The sequence below is a fragment of the Brassicibacter mesophilus genome, from assembly GCF_050433385.1.
Taxonomy (GTDB): Bacteria; Bacillota; Clostridia; order Tissierellales; family Proteiniboraceae; genus Brassicibacter; species Brassicibacter mesophilus.
In genome coordinates, this window is sequence record NZ_JBNPXI010000009.1 from 97,577 (window position 1) to 116,297 (window position 18,721).

Genomic DNA, 18,721 nt, shown 5'->3' on the forward strand with positions numbered 1-18,721 from the left:
TCCTCCTTCTTAAATTGTTCTACTTTCTTTCTTATCTCTTAAAACATAAAACCATAAAGTCATGCTAAATACAGTTAAAAACATATATCTCTCATCTATGGATCTTAGAAATAATGTTTGTTTGAACCACAAAGATATAATAGTAATTGTTAAGATTCGAAAAGTGACAATTCTTACTATCGGATTATTAGGCTCAGTCTGCTTCCAATCTGTATTTATAACCAAAAGTATTTTATATATTATAGGAACAAAAACATATAAGATGATAGATATTATAAAAGGCATATCCATATTCTTTACCTCCTTTCAATAATGTTCATTAATGAACTTTTTATAACTATATGCATCATCTCTCATATCAATAAGTTTATTAGTGCTTACTTAATTATTTTTGGGCAACCTAAAAAGAAAGCTCTATATGAGCCTTCTCTTTCTAGTGATACATCTCGTATATACCTATGTCATACCACTTATCCACTAATGGTAGTATAAAAGTAATAAATCCTATCAATAACTCAAATGAAATTACCAACCCCTTTATATATGGATCTTTAAGTGAAAAACTTACAGCTAAAACAAAAGAGTATATCACTAATTTTATTATCCAGTTTATTAATTTTTCTAAATCTTCTTTAAACATATATTTGCCCTCCTTTTCATATTTTTTCTCAACGAAAAAGAGATGCTTATCCATAATAATTCCTAAAAATGCAAGATCCTGTTACTTTCAAATTCCTTAACAGTTTAATTTCGCCCTTTTAGAATTAATGTGAATTCACATCTCCATCTTTGTTCATCTTTTTTATATTATATTGTTTTAATAATAACATTATTACTATTTTAGAAAATATCTAATACTAAACTTGCAAATATCCCAAAGTTTCCAATTACAGTAATAAAAATACCAACATAGAATAAGGAGTTAATAGCCCTTCCTCTTTTTTCAGGATTATCTGCACTTGTAGCAAGCTGAGTAAATCTTACTGAAAACATGAGTAGTCCTGTTAATAAGGCTAGTCCAATAACTTTTATCAAAATAGCTATAAGATAATCAGCTCCTATTGCTCCATAAACTTCTAATTTAGCAAACATAGGTATATCACTCTGTAATCTTAATATAAATCTAATAATAAAATATATAATAGGACTTGATAAGTCAAAACCTAAAAAAGCTAAAAACAGCATTCTCTCCTTAAGCTGAAGCATCTGGGTATATCTTTGGGCTGGATGGCTTGAAGAATTCAATAAATCTATTAAAGTTATAACAATAGCTATTAATGCTATAATTGTTGATAAAATAGTGAATACTCTCCAACCTTTGAGCATTAATTGCATTATATTATTTACTCCTTCACTAATAATATCTTCATCCTCTAGAACCCCTTCTTGTTTAGCCCTTTGTTCTTCAATTAACCTTCTGTATAATTCTGGATCTTCTACTTTAGCCTTTGGCAAAAGTATTTCACTAAAATATCTTCTTCTCATTTCAGCATAAGCTGTATCAGGATCACCTGCACTTACACTTATATTATCAACAGAGATTACATACCCATTTTCTGTTTTATTAACTGTATATGTAACCATTTCCCCTAATGTATTTCTGAACTCTTGGTTATAACTATCAGCATAAACTAAACTTTGAAATAATACCTGCAAACAAATAAATAACACGATCATTTTAAATTTTCTATTCATCATTTTTCCTCCTTTCCCTTTTAATGTTTATAAAAGAACTTTTTAGTATAATATGCATCACACATTAAAAAAACACCTCAACCGAGGTGTTATTCTTCTAAATATGATTTGAATTTTTCTAAATTCTTAATTTGCTCATATAATTCATTATCTCCTGTCATTTCATAAAGCTTATTTGCTCTTCTATACAAAGTTCTTGCTCCATCTAAAACTTTGGATCTAATGATTGATTTAACTTTATCTTCTTCTTGCTCCTTAGCACTCAATTTGTAATAGTAATATAGAAGACTATTTCTTTCCAGCTCTTCAATAACTTCCATATCAGAAGTTATATTATTTTCTTTGTAATAAGCTAATAACTCATCTTTAGTTAGATTATTTTTCTTTCTATTTATTGATTCTAGTTTCAAAGTATCATGAAAAATAAAATCTTTATGCTTTTCCATTATATCAATAATATTTTCGCCATTAATATATTGCTTTGTCATATAGCTTTCTTTTGCTTGTTTATATGTCTCAAGAACAACTTTCTCAGCATATACTTTCATATCATCATTGATTTTTTTAAAATCATACTGATTATTAAAATAATCAGGAAAAGGTCTAACAATTAATCCTAAATCAACATATATTTTTTCACTTGTCTTATCCTCGATATCGTTTATGATATTAATAGTTTTCTTGTCTGGGACTTTCTTATTCAGATAATAATTTACTATTTCTTTTTTTACCTCTTCTACATAATCGCTTAATGATATCTCTTTAGAACTTTTCTTGCTCTTCTTTTCATCTTCATCTAATTTTAAGTATTTTGTTTGTGATAAATAATCATCAGTTAAAAGAAAATACTCTCCATTTATATAAGCAAATGAAGCTCTTTCTATTTTTCTTCTTGTAAGACCAAGAGAACTATTAAACTTTTTACGAAGGTGGTTTTTATTTTTATCTGATATCTCATATTGATTAGGTATATAAAAATTACTATGTATATTAGCACTTATAAGGTTATTAGAAAACTCCTTCTTGATTTCATCTAAGCTTTTACTGCAAGTTTCTTTTATCTCATTTTTAATTAATTCATACCTATCCATCTTAGAAACCCCTTTGCTCTTATTTGTTTAATTATAACATGTGCTTATAATGTTCTACAAGAAACATTATAGACTGTATTTTGACAAATTATACTTATTATAAACAAAAACACCTAAGATAGGAGTTTAAATTAGTTTCTGGAAAGCTTTTATTTTATTTCGTCTCTATATTTGTCTATTCTCTGTATTCTCATTTCTCTAATAAATATAAATCTTTATAATCATATCAAACTTTTCGATTTTTGACATTTAAAAACCTGCATCATTTCTGATACAGGCTCTTATCATTAATTTCTATCAACAATTTTATGTTCTCCAACTGCATGTAATAGAATTATTTTGTCTTCTTCATAAGTAAATATTATTCTGTAATTCATATTGATACTACATTCATGAACTTTTGAATTTAAATATTTACTCCAAGAATAATTATTTTTTGTTCTGAGACTTGGATAACTAGGATCTACCGAAAGAATTTCTATTGTTTTTTTAGCCTTTGTTTTTATAGCATCAGGAAGTTTCTTGTATCCTTTCTTAAATGCATTTGTAAATATGATTGAATACATCATACTATTTATCTTCCTTGTCTAAGTCATTAAATAAATCTTCCGTATTGCTATAAGTCTTATATTCATTTTTATTCTTTAAATAGTGCTGGTATTCTTCCTTTACCTCGCTAGCTAGTTTCTCATCCCAGAATTCTTTATCTACTAAAACAACTGGTGATATAACAATTCTATTATCAATTATGTCTATATTTACATCGTCTCCAATATTAAGTTTTAATTCCTTCATAATTTCCGTTGGTATGGTGAGCTGATTCTTTGCTTTAATCTTCCCTAACATATACTCACCTGCCTTTCTTATTATGGTTTTACTTTCTAACTTTCTAACTATAATATTAGCACTTTCTTTTCCATTATTCAACTTATTTTCCCCCTTCTTTAGTTTTTATAAGGAGCAGAATATTCTACTCCCATTTCCCTTTATAGTTCATAAGCCTTAAGTAATTGAGTTTGAATTTTGAGAAGATCTTCTATGTCAGAATTGCTCTGTATTAATAAATAGTTGGTAAGTAGATCAGCTTTAATAGTTCCTATAGTCATAATAAATTTGTATTCATCGCTAGGTTTTATATTGATAGAGACATAGTGCCCATTTTCTGGGATTTTGTCTTCATCTTGATTACCAATTATTCTAAACACACTACAATCCTGATATAGTCTTTTTCTAACTAATAGGTCTGCTGTCTGATAGAATATGCTTTTTACTAAATTACCTTTTACTTTGATCTTCTCTTCTTGTGATTGGAATTTGCTTTTATATTCAGATATGGGATTTAGAAATTCATCTATTACTACATAATCCCCATCAGAATCTATCTCAATAACCTTATATTCATTACCTTTAACAAAATGATTAGTAGTCTCTCCAATATATTTAATCTTAAATAGATATTCTCTCATGATTAAGCCTCCCACATTGTAATTTGCTTTTTGTTGCTATTTATTGCACCTAGGATACTTTCCTCATAATTATCAATTAAAGCCCTTAAAAAGCAAAATTCAAGCTCAGAAGTATATAATTTATTGTCTTGTCCAATGTGAGAATGAACCCCTCTTGACTTTCTTAAATTTACCTCCAGCTTATTAGTAAAATCATCTTTTTCAAAAATAATATTGAATATATTTTTACTATCACTTTTTTTGTAAAGTTTTGACTTAACGATTACTTTAATCTTCTTTGTCATTATCAATTCCCTCCATATCAAAATAATTTAGCTGTGATAAAATTGTTTTTAGCTTTTCAGCAGTAAGATTATTGTTACTATATTTTGATAGCTCTGCAAGTAATTCTTGGCACTGCGATAATACTTTCCAAGAATCATCAAAGGCTATAAGTTGAGGAACTTCTTGGTCATAAAGATTAGTCCAAACTATTCTAAATTCACCTTCTGTTCCTCCCCTTGGATAAAACTTACCTATTACGAACTCCTTTGTTGCTGGATAGTAATAAAAACCCTTAACAGCTTTATTTTTCATATTTCTCACCTCTCAAGTTAAGTTAGTTTAAAGGCTCTAATATTAAATACTAGAGCCTCTATTCCTTAATAAATTCTAATTACTTTATTGTCTTTGATATCTTTAATAGAAACTACCGTTTCTCCATATAGCTTATTTACATAAGTGATTGCTTTTCTCCAATTCTCATCAAGCTCTCCATAAAACCCATCTGATCTTAATTCAAAAATATCCTGATAATGAACTTTTAAAATTAAAAGTATTACACAAGTTGGAAAATCGTAATCTTTATGAGCTGTCTTACAGAAATTGGATTCAATAGTATCTGGTGTTAGATAGAATGTTTCATGTCCTTCTTCTCCTATACCATTAAAAACAATCTCCCTTGGAGTAACGACAGGCTTCTCTGGATTATCATTTTCTGCTTGAATAATCCCTTTATTAAAGAAACAATAAGTTACTTTCTTTAGCTTTTTTAAAACCTCTTCATCAAACATATTTTGCTTTTCTTTGAAGTTAAAGTAATGTGTATATCCCATTTAGAATCTCTCCTTTATAGTTCCTATATGAACATTATTAATTGTTTATTATTCTTGATGCCGTTCTTGATAATTTATGATGTAATCACTTAACCAACTACAATTACCAAATCTTAACCTCCATAGTGCAAGACTTCCCCAATTAACTTGATTCTTATCGTTAAAAATCAATACAAGATCTGTCCTGCCACCTGTTGTAGTTAGCTCGTATGCCTTTTTCCAGAATGTGTTATTAGTATCTTTTACTATCACATGATCTTCTTCAACTAGCATATCTTTTAAGCCATTTAACCAATCATTTAGATTACCACCAGCACCTAACATAACTAAACCTTCTACTTTGTTTTGATTATCTAGTAAGTCCTGAAAATCTAGTTTTTCAATATTCATATTTTCCATTAAAGCTCCTCCTATCTAACTACTACTAGATTATTAATTATTTGAATTCTAGTATTTAGCATCTTATTTACATATTTAACACCTCTATACCAAACTGGCTCTACTTGGTTCTCTAAAAAACATTGGCTAGTAAATTTAAAGCTATCAAGATAATGCTTTTTAATAATTAAAAGTAGAATACAACAGATAAAATCACTCTTAGCTTCAACTCTTTTAGTATTATTAGGAGTTAAATAAAATTCTTCTTTGTCACTGCTAAATTTAATCTTATATTCATTAACTTCGACTTCTTGAATAAGATTTCTCTTCTTAAATGAATATAAAACCTTCTTAATGTCCTTTAATAACTCTTTATCAAACATACCTTTTCTTCGCTCAAAGTAGTAATAGTTTTTCACTTATAATCTCTCCCTTTTAAAATTTTCTACCTAATAGCTCTATTAATTTTCGAGGCTGAAAGTGTAAATCTCTTTCAATAAATGGAAGCTTTCTTCTGTTTTCTAGGGTTAATTCTTCTAACTGAGATAATGTAAAATAACCAAATTCAGAACAAAAATTGTCAGCTTCATTTTTTACATATCCCCAAAATAGAAAATCTCCATCTTCTCTTTCTTCACCCTCAATCACATACCAAGTGAAAGAGCCACAAAAGTATTTTGCTATAACTACTTTTTGGTTCAGTTTAATTTCCTCTGTTTCATAAAGCTTAGGTAGTGCCTCTCTAATTTCTTGTGTTAACAATTTCATTAACAACCATCTCCTTCTTATTTTTTAATTACTTACAAACACATTATTAATTAATAGAATGTAATCAAATTCCAATTAAACAGAATGTTGTATTAATAGTTATTAACACATCATTTTAACTTTGGATCAAATAGCCCTGAATTATAATCTTCAAAAAGTTGTTCCATTACAGCATCATAATCTCTGTCTATTTCTTCTGAAACAAAGTCTAAAAATTCTTTTTCCTCTTTCGACAAAATTTTCATCATAACCACCCTTTCTAAAATGTTTTTATGTGAACATTATAGCTAGATTAAACCTTCTTCTTTTAGAGAGTAGTATTTATCCCCACCAATAATCACATGATCCAATACAGAGATTCCTATTATTTTTCCTGCTTCAATCAATCTTTTTGAAATGTTAATATCTTCATTGCTGGGATTAGCAATTTGAGATGGATGATTATGGCAAAGTATTATTGCACTAGCCGACCGCTGTATAGCAGGTTTAAAGGCCTCTCTGGGATGAACTAGGCTACTATTTAATGTTCCTTCTGATATTTGTTCTACTGAAATTACTTGATTTTTAGTATCAAGAATTACTATCTTAAAATACTCTTTTTTAAGATGTTTCATATCGTCCATTAATAGATTCGCCACATCTGATGGTGATGAAATTTTTGTTATCTCTCCTCTTCTCTCTTGAGAATATCTGACTGCCATAGTGAAAAATGCTTTAAGCTTCTGTTTTTGTAAATCAGTAGCATTTAACATTTCAATTTCTTCTCTTAAATCCTGTAAATTTTCAAATTTTCTAAGTTCTTCCTCTTTAATTCCCGTAAGAAAAGATAATGCTTCAAAATTAAGAAGCGATGCAATACCATAGGTATTAATTCTTTCTTTTAAAATATCTTTTCTTTCCTTTTCAAAACCCCTTACCGCTTCATTTCCTACCATAAACTTCATTTGTGCATTACTCATGATTTCTTCCTCCTTAAAATTTCCTAAATTTTTATTTAGAGTCCTTTTGAATTTTTCTACTTTTTTATTTTTGTGTTACTATATTATAGATAGGACATAAGGATTTAATAATTTTTTTGCATGAAAAAAAGAGCCTCGATTAATTCAAAGCTCTTTCCTTTATTCATAGTATTCTAGTTTGTATATAAAGTGTTTCTATTACAGATACTTATCAATTAAAAATTTCTATTATGTATCTTTCTTCCAAATAATCGTCATTCTTTTTTACGTAACAAATATTACTCTGCTCCTCTCTTTCTATCAATATATCAACATCTAATTTATTAAACATAGATAATAAGACGAATTCTGGATTATCTGTTATAAAATATTCACCTTTTTTAGTAGATAGTATTTTCACTTCAACAAGTGAAGTTCCAAAAAAGCCATCTATTTCGATAGCTGTTTTTTTTACCTTCCCAATTACTTTTTCACCTGTTATTTCTTCAAATTTTAGTATTAAATTTTTTGTTATATTCATCTTGTTTCCTCCTTTTCTTTGATAATCTTATAATGGCATATAGTATTTTCCCTTAATTCCATTCAAACAGAATAATTTCAATAAAAAAGACTACTAAACTCTAATGTCTAGTAGCCCATTTTTCTTTGGTCTGCTTGAACTTTTCTATAAACTTCTCTTAGCTGTCTGTAGTTCATATAACCTCTTTTACCTAATGCATCTGGTGAATATGGCAGACCTCTTACATATCCCTTTGTGTTTCTAACCTTGTTAATCATAAACATAACATAATTATAAAAATTATAATTATTTCTCATTTCTAACACCTCCAAAAACTTTGCACACTTACTAATAAGGAGTGATTTCTAACCTTACTTATCTGATATTTTAATATCACCTAGAATATTTAATATACTATATATTATTGTTTATATTAGAACATTATAACTACTCTTTTATATTTTTTTCAATATCTTCAGGAGTTGGATTAGCCTTAGAGAACCAAAACGGATTAAAGCTGTTATTATGATTTAAATCTATTATCTCCATCCACTTGTCATAATTCTTGTTTTCTTTACTTATATAGCCTCTCATTTCAAAATGAAGATGTGCTCCTTTTGACATTCCTGAATTTCCTGTCTCTCCTATTAATTGTCCAGCTTTAACTTGTTCGCCAACTCTTACCATCGGTTGTCTAACCATATGGGCATATAAACTAATAATATAATCTTTGGTATTGCCTTCTTCAATAGGGTGTTTAATATACACAGCATAACCGTAGCCCCCTCGCCAGCCCGAACTAATTACTTCACCATCTGCTATTGCCTGTATCGGCTCTCCTGTTGGCTTTGCTAGGTCAATTCCTGTATGATATTTTTTAGTCTTTAAAATTGGATGAATTCTCCATCCCCAAGAGGAACTTATTCTTACATCAGGATCTGAGTATGGGGTTACATAGTCATCAATATTATAAATTAAGTCTCTAAAATACTCTAAATTCGGAGATTTGCTAGTAGATAATACTGTAGAGCTACCTTTACCGAAGAAATCGAACACTTCCCATGTTATTTCATCAATTGGAACTTTCTTCTTCAAACTCAACATTCTTAAAAGTGTCCATTTCACTTCGTCATCTGACTTATGGTTCTTTATATGAATAATTCCTTTGTTCTCCATTGAAGTATATAATCCGTTTGATATTCTTTCTAATAATAAATCTCCTGCAGAAACTATACTCTTAGTTGAAGTTTTTATTTTGTCCCATAGTTCTTCATACCACTTTGTATTAGTATTTGCTAATTTCTGCTTTGCTTCATTTGCATCTACATAGCTTAATACATCTTCAACAAATCTAGGATTAATATCTTCAAAGTTTCTTCCTCTCCAATAGGAGTTTGCTATATTTAGAATTTCTTCTTTACTTCTATGTGTGAAGGTATCAGGATTTCTATCAACTAATTCATCTAATGTTTCAGGTCCTATATGATAAGCAAACACAGCTTTTAATATATCTCCATCATATCTTAATATTAGATTCCTCAACGAAGCAGTTACATAACTAATACTTTTATATGGATTTTCTATATCTTCTTTATCTAATTTATATGTCCTAGACTCTTTGCCATTAATCCAAAATTCATTAGCATCTATAGAACTATTTTCTTGAGGGAAATATATATTAGCAAAACCTTCTGTATTAGGATTATCTAGGAGTTTTTCTTCTTCTATCACACCTAAAATAATATCACTAACCATATATTGATCATACTTCTGATTTAAATTCATTTTATCAAAAGCCTTTTTCCACTCTGATGAAGATAAAACACTTAATACCGTATTTCTATATCCCTCTAATTCTTTGCTAACTTCTTTTGAATGATCCTGTGTTTGAACTGCATCCCAATAATAATCTTCTGTTTGTTCGAATACATATTCATCTTGTAATACCTGCAATGGAATATCTTTTTCATAGTTTTTGATAAAGTCATATAAATATTTAATAGTATTATTTTCTTCATCTTTAATTCTTCGGGCTTCTAGGCTTGTATGTTCATTTGTTACTGTCATTCTATTTCTCCAATCGCTTAACCTTTCTTCATTGAAATATGTCTCATTAGGGAATGGTCTGACTTCATAAATAGCTCCCTCATATCGCCTATATAGATTTCCTATTTCTCCTTTATTTCTATTGTCTTCAATATCAAGTTCATACTCTACTCCTGTAACTCTACTTCTCTTATAGCTACTAGATTTAGACTCTCCTCGTTCATAAGTATATCTACCTACTATGCTATCTTTCACTTTAGGAACTTTTAACTCATATGTTGCTATATCAGTATTAGGTTTAAACTCTTGGTCTTTATCAAATCCATTTTCAGCTATAACCTTACCTGAATCACTTTCTTTGTAAGTTAAACCTGGTATATGACTTTGATAAAAAACTAAATCAGGACTAACATCTCCATCTACATTATTTGATACATCAATGTATCTTGTATCATATTTAGCTTCCCAATAGTAATTAATACTTATGCTTCCATCTTCGTGTTCTATCACTTCACTTTCTCTACTATATGTTTTCTCTTCTATTTCAAGTGTGGTTGTCCAACTTTTAGCTAACCAATGCCTATCATACTCATAAAGATCAATGACAGCTTGCTCTTCTAAATCACTTAATGGTCTATCTACTCTAACTTCTTCAACATAAGTCTCCATGAATCTTCCTGCAAAAGTCAAAGCAGTATCTAATAGATACATTCTTTCTGTCCAGCTTGGCTGGGTAAGATAATATTCTCCTCTTTCAGCTAATTCTTCTCTTTTATCTTCAAGTTTTTCATTATAACTATATTTTTCTAAATCTATATTAGCATTTACTTTCTCATCTTTATTAACAAACTCATTTACTTTTTCAGCAATTGAAGCAACCTCTGGCATCCAATATTCTAATGTTCTATTATCTTGATTTATTTTGTCAAACCAATATAAATAATATTTTTCAGGGTTTAGAACTTGATTTTTCTTTGATATATCACTTAGAAAATTAAATAATCCCTTTTTAATATACGGAGCTTTTACTTGTATCTTATTGTTTATTTCGTGGTTATTAAATTCGCCTATTCCTAGGAATTCTCCATTCGTCCCTATTGTTTCTTCTGTTAGAAGTGGATTGGTTTGTCCTAGTTTTCCATGCTTATCTGACATATCATTAAAATAATTTAATTCTTCTGTATTATAGCTATACTCTTTTAATTTTTCATCTTCTAATTCAATAAATTTAGGATAATAACCATCTTCAGCTTCCTGAAATGCTTCGCTATAATTATTAACAATATATTCTTCAACTTTTTTAGAATCTCTTTCTTCATCCATTGCTAGTGATTGATTGAATTTAACACTTCTAGCTTCAAAATATGAGAATATGACTCCTAATCCATAATCTCTAACACTTTCAATTTCCATTGGAATAGGTTCTCCTGTCTCTTTACTAACCAATGCTCCCCTTTCTCCATTAGGACTAATAGCTTCATCACTCCAAGCATATGCTAGATTTTTAAATTCATATTTTGGATCTTCTAAAGCTCTATCAATAATATGTATTTTGCCTGAAGCATCTTTTTCTGCAATATACCTAAAATCTTCTTTGTTGGCATTATAGTTTAAGCTACCGTCTTTTTGACTATCTCCTAAAAACTCTACCTTACCATCATACTCCCAATACCAATCTTCCCCTTCTTTTCCTTCAAGCTTTTCTTGTTCATACTCATTTCTAATATTATCCTTTTTAACTTGATAGTCAGAATAATAATCTCCTTCATAGCTATTAACTGGATTTTGTTCAAAATATTCATCAATTCTTCTTTCTATTTCTATTTCATCATCTTCCGTAATAATAGCTCTTTTTTCTCTTTTAGTGCTTGTATTGTATTTTACTAAACTTTGAATATTAACTTTTCCATCTTTATCTGTAAGCTCTACTAACTGTAGATATTTTCTTGGTTCTAATTCACCTTCAGTAATAATAGGATTTCCTTCATTATCAGTTTCAAAATATCTTCTTTTTAGTGATTCAGCTTCATTACCAAATTTATTTTCTTCCTTATCTCCTAACTCTGCTGATTTAGGTATTTGAAGATGAATGTTATCAGTCTCTTTAAAATATTCAATATTGTTATATTCATATTCAAAATCATAAACTCTACTATTTTCTAATTTATCTTGATTAATGATAATACCATCTTCTGATCTTTCCTTAATATAAATAAAATCATTATTTAATTCATCTACTCTTAAATAGTCATAAACAAATGCTACAGGTTTTGTAAAAGCTTCATAATAGAAAACTTTTGTATTACCATTAAATATTCCTTCATCATTTAGTTCTTGGTTTAATACAATCAATGCTTCAGGGCTGAATATATATTGCTGTTCTGCTCCATCAGCACTTCTATAATATTCATCTATTTTACTATCAGTAACATCAAATGCTTTTGCTGGTTTTAAGAATGTTTTTTCTCCATTTGCATCCCTCGTATATTTAATGTTGTTATTAATTAATTCTTGAGTCTTATAATCCAATTGATCAAAAGTCTTGTCTAGCCAGCTTTGATTATAAGATCCTATTGGAGATAGCATCTGGTAGAACGAAGTATCCGATGATCTTTGAGCTAGCATTTCTACACTTTTATCGAATTGCTGTTGTTCCTTTTGTGTTATATCTCCTCCATATAATTCGAACTCAAATAAGTTATTCAGCATATTGAAAACCCATGAAAAAATAATAACAATTATCATAATAACAGCAATTATTACTGCTCCTTTTAAACCTAATACAATTAACCATTTCTTAATTCTTGATTTTGTTTTGTTAAACATATTATTTATCCTCCTTTCTCAATAATGTCTATTTATGAACTTTATATAATCATCATATGCATCTCATTTATCATCCATAAGAAAAACCTATATTAAATAGGTTTATACAACAAAAAAACCTTCCTTACTAGGCTTTATGAATATCTAATAGTGTATTAGCCTAATACTAACATCTAACTACTAGCACATATTCAATAAAACCATCATCATAAGAAAGACTTCTGCTTACTTTTACAGTCTTCTATGAGGGTTTTGCCAAGCTCCCTCAACTTTTTTCCCTAATCCTCTGGGAAACTTATATCTTTGTTAAATACCTATGTAAATTCTATCCCCTTTAAATATTAAGAACCATTATCAAATCCATACTTGTTTTTTCATTTGTTATATTGTAATGCACTTAAATCTTGAATTATTCAACTAATTTCAATTTTACTTTTATTGATATTCTATAGAATCATTTTCTTTTTTATCTTGCTGATCTTCAATTACATTATTTTTATTGATAATACTGAAGTCTTCTTGATTAATTTCATTTTCTATCTCTAAAGTATTTTCCTCCAGATCTATTGTTTCTTGGTCATTATATTCTTCTAAATGTTCTTCTTCAACTATATCATCCTGGGCTTCTTCTATTTCCTGATCACTAATATAGCTATCTACATCAGTTTTTTCAACGGTTTCATTCTTTTGATCTTCTTTATCTACCTTATATTCTATCACCGCTTTATTAACTTCTTGATCTTTGTCTTCCGTAACTGTTGTTTCTTCTATCTCTTCAGCTACCTCTTTAACTTCGATATATTGTTCTTCTGCATCAGCTGTTCCTTCTGTAATTGTGTTATCATCTTCTACAGTGTTATTTCCCAAACCTTCTTTAACTCCTATAATTTCTGTTTTATTTTCAATAGCTTCGATTTCATTAGCCACTTTTTCTTTTACCTGTTCTTCAGTATTTTCAAATTCTTCTTGTTCTATAGTTTCACCTAGCTCTTCAAGAGAACTGATTTGTATCTTAATATCATTTATATCTTTGTTAAGTTCTTCAACCTCTTTTTTTATTTCAGCAATATCAATTATAGGATTAGCTTCTATATTGAATAAAATATTAAAATTAACTTGTTCTCTAAAAGCTCTTCCTATTCCTAATAAGAATTTACCATCTATCTTTTCCCTAGGTTCTAATATGATTGTAATATAGTCTTTGTTATTAGATATAAAATGGTCTTTGTTATTAATGTCTAGTCCTAATGAAGCTATATCTTGAGTTTCTCTAGTATCTAAATTGGAAAAGTCTATTTTATTAGGTTTTATCAAGCTCTCTGGAGCAAATGAATATCTATTATCAAACTTCAATCTTATTTTTATTTCTGCTGTTATACTATTCCTGTTTTCTAGCCACAAATTCGTTCTAAAAAGGTTTTTACTACTATTTAGATTAATGTCTAGGGTTTCTATATTAAGATCTACTTCTCTGAAATTATAGTAATGATCTAAAATACCTTCTAAACTTTTTAATTCATCTTCTTTATATTGCAGTTCTTCTCTTAAATAGATTTCCTTCTGTTCTACATCAGTTGATATAGCATTTTCCAATGCTGAGACCGTATTCATTGTAAAAAATAATATAATCACAAGATTAATAACTGTTTTCAAGTTCATATATTTCACCTCCTATTTTAGTTGTATATTGTCATTATATGCACATTAGTAAATATAATTATTTTCGGAAGTTTGAATAAGCATAAAAAAAATAGAGCAATTGCTCTATTTTTAATCTAATAACTCAAATACAAAAGTAATGCTATATTTAGACTGAATAGCTGAATCAAAGGCATTACCATGTTTAGCTTCTAATGTAAATGTTGCTGAACTATTAGGATCTAAACTGCCTATTTCTACAGCTTGTCCTACATCTAAGACTTCTTTTACGTATAAAGGATCTGTTTGAGTTAAACTTCTCCATTCTGCATTATCTTTTGTTTTTAAAGCTAATGCTAGATATGTAGAAGAATCTATTTTATTTAATTTTTCCCATTCTTCATCGGTAAATTGTGTTGGCAATACATCAGTGAAAGAATATTGTGTATCAAGTGCTTGCTCTAAACTGCTAACAGAGACTTTTAAAGGGGCATTTGTTCCACTAGAAACCGTAAAATCTGGTGCTATAAATCTTTCTTCTGGAGTAGCTCCATTTGGATTAATAACAAAAGCTGTAGAAATTGGGACAGTCACATTCAATACTGTAGCTTGAATGTCTCCATTTACTACCATTTCTCCTTGTGATAAATCAAGTTCTGGCTCTTCTGGATCTATCTGTGTTCCTAGCATTAATTTAAATGCATGCCCTGTAGAATATTTTTGAGTAAAATATGTATTTGTTGATCCAAAGACATTTTCAAATCCAAAAATAGAGTTCCCATCACTTAATAAATGTGCCCAATCAAAGCTATTTGATGTATTATCTACTAATTCAATTCTACTACTAAATTCACCTGTATCCACATTAAAGCTATAAATATTATTGTCACTTTGTTGAATTAATATCAAATTGTTTATTGCCACGGTTTCATAATTATTAACACTATCAAAGGTATATTCAAGATTATATGAACCATCAGTTAGGTCATATGAAATTAGATCTTTTTGTAATGTTAAAAAGTATAATTTATCTCCTACTTTCTCAACATCTTGTAGTTGATAACTTTTAGCAAATTGGCTATACAACTCAGAGGCAATATTTATTACTGTGCCAGCTTTAACAGAATCATCATAGATATTTAAATTTCCTGTATCAATCGTATATACTTTATTATTATCTACAATAACAGGAAATTTTGTCGTTCCTGAAGTGGAAGCAAATACATCTCCTGTTATATCATTTCCATAATCCAATATAACTTCTTCTGTTGTTAGATTATATAACCCTACCCCTTCACTAGGGCTAGAAGTGCTCCCATACATATAATTAAATATTATACTTTCTTCTATCTTGGCCATATGCTGAATCGCAATTAAACCTTCATCTTTTAAAAATTGCTCACTACTTGTCTCCTGCTTAGTGTTTAAATCATAAATTCTAATCTTATAATCATTAGATTGAGTATAGTATAGTTTCCCATCTTCATATATAGTTCCTCCAACAGACATCTTTTTAAGCTCCCCATTCCAATTTCCAAAATCTTGATATACAGTAATATTATCTTCTGCAAAAACATTACTTGTAAATGTTGAAAGTAAAACTGTAATCATTAACATAATGCTAATTATTTTTTTATTCTTCATAGAAATTTACACTCCTTTCATTAAATCATAATTAATTTAATAAGGGAGAATTTTTCCCCCTTATTGTTACAGTAACTCAAATACAAAAGTTATAGTATATTTAGACTGAATAGCTGAATCAAAAGCATTACCATGTTTAGCTTCTAATGTAAATGTTGCTGAACTATTAGGATCTAAACTGCCTATTTCTACAGCTTGTCCTGCATCTAAGACTTCTTTTACGTATAAAGGATCTGTTTGAGTTAAACTTCTCCATTCTGTATTATCTTTTGCTTTTAAAGCTAATGCTAAATATGCAGAAGAATCTGTTATTCCTAATTTTTCCCATTCTTCATCAGTAAAATTTGTAGGTAATACATCAGTGAAAGAATATTGTGTATCAAGTGCTTGCTCTAAACTGCTAACAGAGACTTTTAAAGGGGCATTTGTTCCACTAGAAACCGTAAAATCTGGTGCTATAAATCTCTCTTCAGCGGTAGCACCATTCGGATCAATAACAAATCCTGTTGATATTGGAACAGTTACATTTAATACTGTAGCTTGAATATCTCCATTTACAGCTACATCACCTGTTTCTGCAAATACTACCCCATTTGATGATAATACTAAAATTATTAATATGCTTATTAATGACTTAAAATTTGTTTTCATAAAAAAAACACTCTCCTTTCTTTAATTTTTGATTAAAATTTTCACACTTTCATACTCAGTTTTGCCTACCTGTAAAAGAGAAGACATGTCATAAAATTTAACATGAGTAGTTACTTTATGTAGCCCTTTTTCTAATTCTTTGTCGAATTTAATACTTTCAATACCTTGATTAGGCTTAATTACAGGAGACTTATAAATGATTCCCAAATCATCATGTTCAATTTCCACTTGCATTAAAACCTTATTTTCTGGACTATTTTGTATAAAATAATTACCTTTAGCTTTACCATTTTCAAATTCACAGGAATTGCTTACCTTGTGATTAACATAAGAAGCATTTGTTTTTGCTTGCAAATCTAATTTAATTTCTTTTACGTTTGATAAATCCAGTTCCCCTTCTATAATTCCATCAGTATCACCCGTTAATTTCAACTTATACTTATCCAGATCTTTTTTAACTTGTTCCTCTTGATTTTTATCATTTCTTTGTGAATTTATATATCCTGTTGAAGACAAAACTAAAACTGAAACAATAAGTAATAGAAGTAGAATAATTACTGTGACTATAATTCTTTTGGATTGATTTTTGGATTCTTTATTATTTGACATAAGCAATTTCACTCTCCTTTCATATTATGCATTTAATGTCTAATTACAACTTTTTATATTGTTTTTATTGGAACATTATATGTTATGCAGAAATATCGTGCATATAATACAAATTTGATTTTATCTGGTCTAATAACAAAACTCCTAGAAGTCTAGGAGTTAATTGTTAGGAAACTATTTTTTTAGCAGAGAAAAGATATTCATATACTTTATCTCTTTTTTGTTTATGATTATTACTCTTATATCGTTTATATTCTTGTTTATGTAGTTCTACTTGATAATTATTACTATTAAAAATATCTATAATCTCTGTATGAGACAGTATTCCTTCATCATTATATGAAAGAAAAACATTCTTGGCTTGATTACTTTTTATAAGTGTTTTAAATGCTTCTTTTACTTCTCTTTTAGAAGAAAAGCTCGATCTTTTGTTGCTCCAATCTGGTCTTCCTGTCTTACCTGTAAGCTCCCCATTATAGTTAGTTGCTATAGTCTCTAAAATATGATAATCAGATGCATATTGCCTAGTATTATATGGAGGGTCCAAATATAATATATCAGGTTGTATATTCTTAATGACTTTATTACAATCATTATTAAATGCCTTATGTAAGGAATTTTTTTTATTTACTTCTAATAATTTATATTTAAATGGTTTTAAAGCTGTTTTTTGAAACTTTTTTAAATAAGCAGTATATACACCTGTATGATTAGCTACTCTATCAGCTGATTCCACTAAACTAGCTACTAAATAACAAAATTCTTTATGCTTCAGTTCATCCTTTATAGAATATAAGTATTCTTTCACGGTATCTATTCTCATAGAATTTTCAATTGTAAAATAGCTTCTTTCATATTCACAATGATTTATACTCTCAGGAGAATAATTTTTAGTTATAAATCCTTTCTTAGGTTTTAAGTCGTTTATTAATTTTTCTATTTCCTCAAATCTATTTTTAGGGTTAATATTATATTTATCAATAAAATATTTGAATTTAAGTTCTTCTTCATTTGCTAACAAGGCAACAGTTCTTATATAACTATAATATTGTAGATCATTAGTTATTATCTCTTTAGCACCTTTATCTTTAAAGAACTCTGCAACTGCTCCTGTTCCTGAAAACAGATCGCATACTACTTTATCTTTTATTGTAGTTTCTTTTTCTATAACCTCTTCAATAAAACTTAATAATTTTTTCTTTGAACCCATGTATTGCATGATTACATCTTCCTTTCATTAGTTGATGTAATCATACTGACATGTCATATATGTTATAAATTCCATTTAAACAGAATAATATTTAAGCTTTATAAGCCCATATTTGCTTTTTAAGAGGCTATGTTATATCGAGTAATC

23 protein-coding genes are annotated in these 18,721 nt (G+C 28.5%); all 23 read right to left on the bottom strand.

All coding sequences use genetic code 11. The features are described from left to right. Positions 1–9: 9 nt before the first annotated feature. Positions 10–291, bottom strand: coding sequence for a hypothetical protein (locus HNR33_RS11555; RefSeq protein WP_429083444.1), 282 nt, complete (start codon positions 289–291; stop codon positions 10–12). A 142-nt stretch (positions 292–433) separates the two neighbouring features. Then, complete coding sequence (locus HNR33_RS11560; RefSeq protein WP_429083446.1) at positions 434–640, bottom strand: hypothetical protein; 207 nt, start codon at positions 638–640, stop codon at positions 434–436. 200 nt (positions 641–840) lie between these two features. Next, positions 841–1,695, bottom strand: coding sequence for a hypothetical protein (locus HNR33_RS11565; RefSeq protein ID WP_429083448.1), 855 nt, complete (start codon positions 1,693–1,695; stop codon positions 841–843). A gap of 89 nt (positions 1,696–1,784) precedes the next feature. Beyond that, positions 1,785–2,786, bottom strand: a complete 1,002-nt coding sequence (locus HNR33_RS11570; RefSeq protein WP_429083450.1) for a hypothetical protein — start codon at positions 2,784–2,786, stop codon at positions 1,785–1,787. Between the two features lie 287 nt (positions 2,787–3,073). Then, complete coding sequence (locus tag HNR33_RS11575) at positions 3,074–3,355, bottom strand: type II toxin-antitoxin system RelE/ParE family toxin (RefSeq protein ID WP_429083452.1); 282 nt, start codon at positions 3,353–3,355, stop codon at positions 3,074–3,076. Position 3,356: 1 nt separating this feature from the next. Then, positions 3,357–3,713, bottom strand: a complete 357-nt coding sequence (locus tag HNR33_RS11580; RefSeq protein WP_429083453.1) for an AbrB/MazE/SpoVT family DNA-binding domain-containing protein — start codon at positions 3,711–3,713, stop codon at positions 3,357–3,359. Between the two features lie 59 nt (positions 3,714–3,772). Next, a complete protein-coding gene (locus HNR33_RS11585; protein WP_429083455.1) occupies positions 3,773–4,252 on the bottom strand; it encodes a hypothetical protein in 480 nt (159 codons plus the stop codon). 2 nt (positions 4,253–4,254) lie between these two features. Continuing rightward, a complete protein-coding gene (locus tag HNR33_RS11590; protein WP_429083457.1) occupies positions 4,255–4,536 on the bottom strand; it encodes a hypothetical protein in 282 nt (93 codons plus the stop codon). After that, complete coding sequence (locus tag HNR33_RS11595) at positions 4,520–4,828, bottom strand: hypothetical protein (protein WP_429083459.1); 309 nt, start codon at positions 4,826–4,828, stop codon at positions 4,520–4,522. Before HNR33_RS11595 ends, HNR33_RS11590 begins: the two co-directional genes overlap by 17 nt. A gap of 65 nt (positions 4,829–4,893) precedes the next feature. Then, positions 4,894–5,346, bottom strand: coding sequence for a hypothetical protein (locus HNR33_RS11600; RefSeq protein WP_429083460.1), 453 nt, complete (start codon positions 5,344–5,346; stop codon positions 4,894–4,896). Between the two features lie 48 nt (positions 5,347–5,394). Then, positions 5,395–5,745: a hypothetical protein gene (locus HNR33_RS11605; protein ID WP_429083462.1), complete on the bottom strand. Its 351-nt coding sequence runs from the start codon at positions 5,743–5,745 to the stop codon at positions 5,395–5,397. An 11-nt stretch (positions 5,746–5,756) separates the two neighbouring features. Continuing rightward, complete coding sequence (locus tag HNR33_RS11610; protein WP_429083464.1) at positions 5,757–6,143, bottom strand: hypothetical protein; 387 nt, start codon at positions 6,141–6,143, stop codon at positions 5,757–5,759. A 16-nt stretch (positions 6,144–6,159) separates the two neighbouring features. Continuing rightward, positions 6,160–6,492 (bottom strand): DUF2958 domain-containing protein, encoded by a 333-nt coding sequence (locus HNR33_RS11615; RefSeq protein ID WP_429083466.1) that lies wholly within the window; start codon positions 6,490–6,492, stop codon positions 6,160–6,162. A gap of 110 nt (positions 6,493–6,602) precedes the next feature. Then, positions 6,603–6,737 (bottom strand): hypothetical protein, encoded by a 135-nt coding sequence (locus tag HNR33_RS11620; protein ID WP_429083468.1) that lies wholly within the window; start codon positions 6,735–6,737, stop codon positions 6,603–6,605. A gap of 42 nt (positions 6,738–6,779) precedes the next feature. Further along, positions 6,780–7,451: a JAB domain-containing protein gene (locus HNR33_RS11625; RefSeq protein ID WP_429083470.1), complete on the bottom strand. Its 672-nt coding sequence runs from the start codon at positions 7,449–7,451 to the stop codon at positions 6,780–6,782. Positions 7,452–7,662: 211 nt separating this feature from the next. Then, a complete protein-coding gene (locus HNR33_RS11630; protein ID WP_429083472.1) occupies positions 7,663–7,971 on the bottom strand; it encodes a hypothetical protein in 309 nt (102 codons plus the stop codon). Between the two features lie 107 nt (positions 7,972–8,078). Continuing rightward, positions 8,079–8,267: a hypothetical protein gene (locus tag HNR33_RS11635; protein WP_429083474.1), complete on the bottom strand. Its 189-nt coding sequence runs from the start codon at positions 8,265–8,267 to the stop codon at positions 8,079–8,081. A gap of 130 nt (positions 8,268–8,397) precedes the next feature. Next, positions 8,398–12,822 carry a M23 family metallopeptidase gene (locus tag HNR33_RS11640; RefSeq protein WP_429083476.1) on the bottom strand — a complete coding sequence of 1,475 codons (4,425 nt, stop codon included), beginning with the start codon at positions 12,820–12,822 and terminating at the stop codon, positions 8,398–8,400. Positions 12,823–13,257: 435 nt separating this feature from the next. Beyond that, positions 13,258–14,481, bottom strand: coding sequence for a hypothetical protein (locus HNR33_RS11645; RefSeq protein WP_429083478.1), 1,224 nt, complete (start codon positions 14,479–14,481; stop codon positions 13,258–13,260). A 111-nt stretch (positions 14,482–14,592) separates the two neighbouring features. Then, entirely contained in the window at positions 14,593–16,104 is a 1,512-nt protein-coding gene (locus HNR33_RS11650) for a hypothetical protein (protein ID WP_429083480.1), read from the bottom strand. A gap of 66 nt (positions 16,105–16,170) precedes the next feature. After that, positions 16,171–16,755, bottom strand: a complete 585-nt coding sequence (locus tag HNR33_RS11655) for a hypothetical protein (RefSeq protein WP_429083482.1) — start codon at positions 16,753–16,755, stop codon at positions 16,171–16,173. A gap of 21 nt (positions 16,756–16,776) precedes the next feature. After that, a complete protein-coding gene (locus tag HNR33_RS11660; RefSeq protein ID WP_429083483.1) occupies positions 16,777–17,364 on the bottom strand; it encodes a hypothetical protein in 588 nt (195 codons plus the stop codon). 166 nt (positions 17,365–17,530) lie between these two features. Continuing rightward, positions 17,531–18,574, bottom strand: a complete 1,044-nt coding sequence (locus HNR33_RS11665; protein WP_429083485.1) for a DNA adenine methylase — start codon at positions 18,572–18,574, stop codon at positions 17,531–17,533. Positions 18,575–18,721 lie beyond the last annotated feature (147 nt).

Bases quoted from the DNA above. Each gene is read 5' to 3' on its own strand.
- HNR33_RS11665 (WP_429083485.1), bottom strand. From the start codon at position 18,574: ATGGGTTCAAAGAAAAAATTATTAAGTTTTATTGAAGAGGTTATAGAA.
- HNR33_RS11605 (WP_429083462.1), bottom strand. From the start codon at position 5,745: ATGGAAAATATGAATATTGAAAAACTAGATTTTCAGGACTTACTAGAT.
- HNR33_RS11660 (WP_429083483.1), bottom strand. From the start codon at position 17,364: ATGTCAAATAATAAAGAATCCAAAAATCAATCCAAAAGAATTATAGTC.
- HNR33_RS11555 (WP_429083444.1), bottom strand. From the start codon at position 291: ATGGATATGCCTTTTATAATATCTATCATCTTATATGTTTTTGTTCCT.
- HNR33_RS11640 (WP_429083476.1), bottom strand. From the start codon at position 12,822: ATGTTTAACAAAACAAAATCAAGAATTAAGAAATGGTTAATTGTATTA.
- HNR33_RS11650 (WP_429083480.1), bottom strand. From the start codon at position 16,104: ATGAAGAATAAAAAAATAATTAGCATTATGTTAATGATTACAGTTTTA.
- HNR33_RS11635 (WP_429083474.1), bottom strand. From the start codon at position 8,267: ATGAGAAATAATTATAATTTTTATAATTATGTTATGTTTATGATTAAC.
- HNR33_RS11655 (WP_429083482.1), bottom strand. From the start codon at position 16,755: ATGAAAACAAATTTTAAGTCATTAATAAGCATATTAATAATTTTAGTA.
- HNR33_RS11615 (WP_429083466.1), bottom strand. From the start codon at position 6,492: ATGAAATTGTTAACACAAGAAATTAGAGAGGCACTACCTAAGCTTTAT.
- HNR33_RS11560 (WP_429083446.1), bottom strand. From the start codon at position 640: ATGTTTAAAGAAGATTTAGAAAAATTAATAAACTGGATAATAAAATTA.
- HNR33_RS11595 (WP_429083459.1), bottom strand. From the start codon at position 4,828: ATGAAAAATAAAGCTGTTAAGGGTTTTTATTACTATCCAGCAACAAAG.
- HNR33_RS11630 (WP_429083472.1), bottom strand. From the start codon at position 7,971: ATGAATATAACAAAAAATTTAATACTAAAATTTGAAGAAATAACAGGT.
- HNR33_RS11600 (WP_429083460.1), bottom strand. From the start codon at position 5,346: ATGGGATATACACATTACTTTAACTTCAAAGAAAAGCAAAATATGTTT.
- HNR33_RS11645 (WP_429083478.1), bottom strand. From the start codon at position 14,481: ATGAACTTGAAAACAGTTATTAATCTTGTGATTATATTATTTTTTACA.
- HNR33_RS11590 (WP_429083457.1), bottom strand. From the start codon at position 4,536: ATGACAAAGAAGATTAAAGTAATCGTTAAGTCAAAACTTTACAAAAAA.
- HNR33_RS11575 (WP_429083452.1), bottom strand. From the start codon at position 3,355: ATGATGTATTCAATCATATTTACAAATGCATTTAAGAAAGGATACAAG.
- HNR33_RS11585 (WP_429083455.1), bottom strand. From the start codon at position 4,252: ATGAGAGAATATCTATTTAAGATTAAATATATTGGAGAGACTACTAAT.
- HNR33_RS11570 (WP_429083450.1), bottom strand. From the start codon at position 2,786: ATGGATAGGTATGAATTAATTAAAAATGAGATAAAAGAAACTTGCAGT.
- HNR33_RS11625 (WP_429083470.1), bottom strand. From the start codon at position 7,451: ATGAGTAATGCACAAATGAAGTTTATGGTAGGAAATGAAGCGGTAAGG.
- HNR33_RS11620 (WP_429083468.1), bottom strand. From the start codon at position 6,737: ATGAAAATTTTGTCGAAAGAGGAAAAAGAATTTTTAGACTTTGTTTCA.
- HNR33_RS11565 (WP_429083448.1), bottom strand. From the start codon at position 1,695: ATGAATAGAAAATTTAAAATGATCGTGTTATTTATTTGTTTGCAGGTA.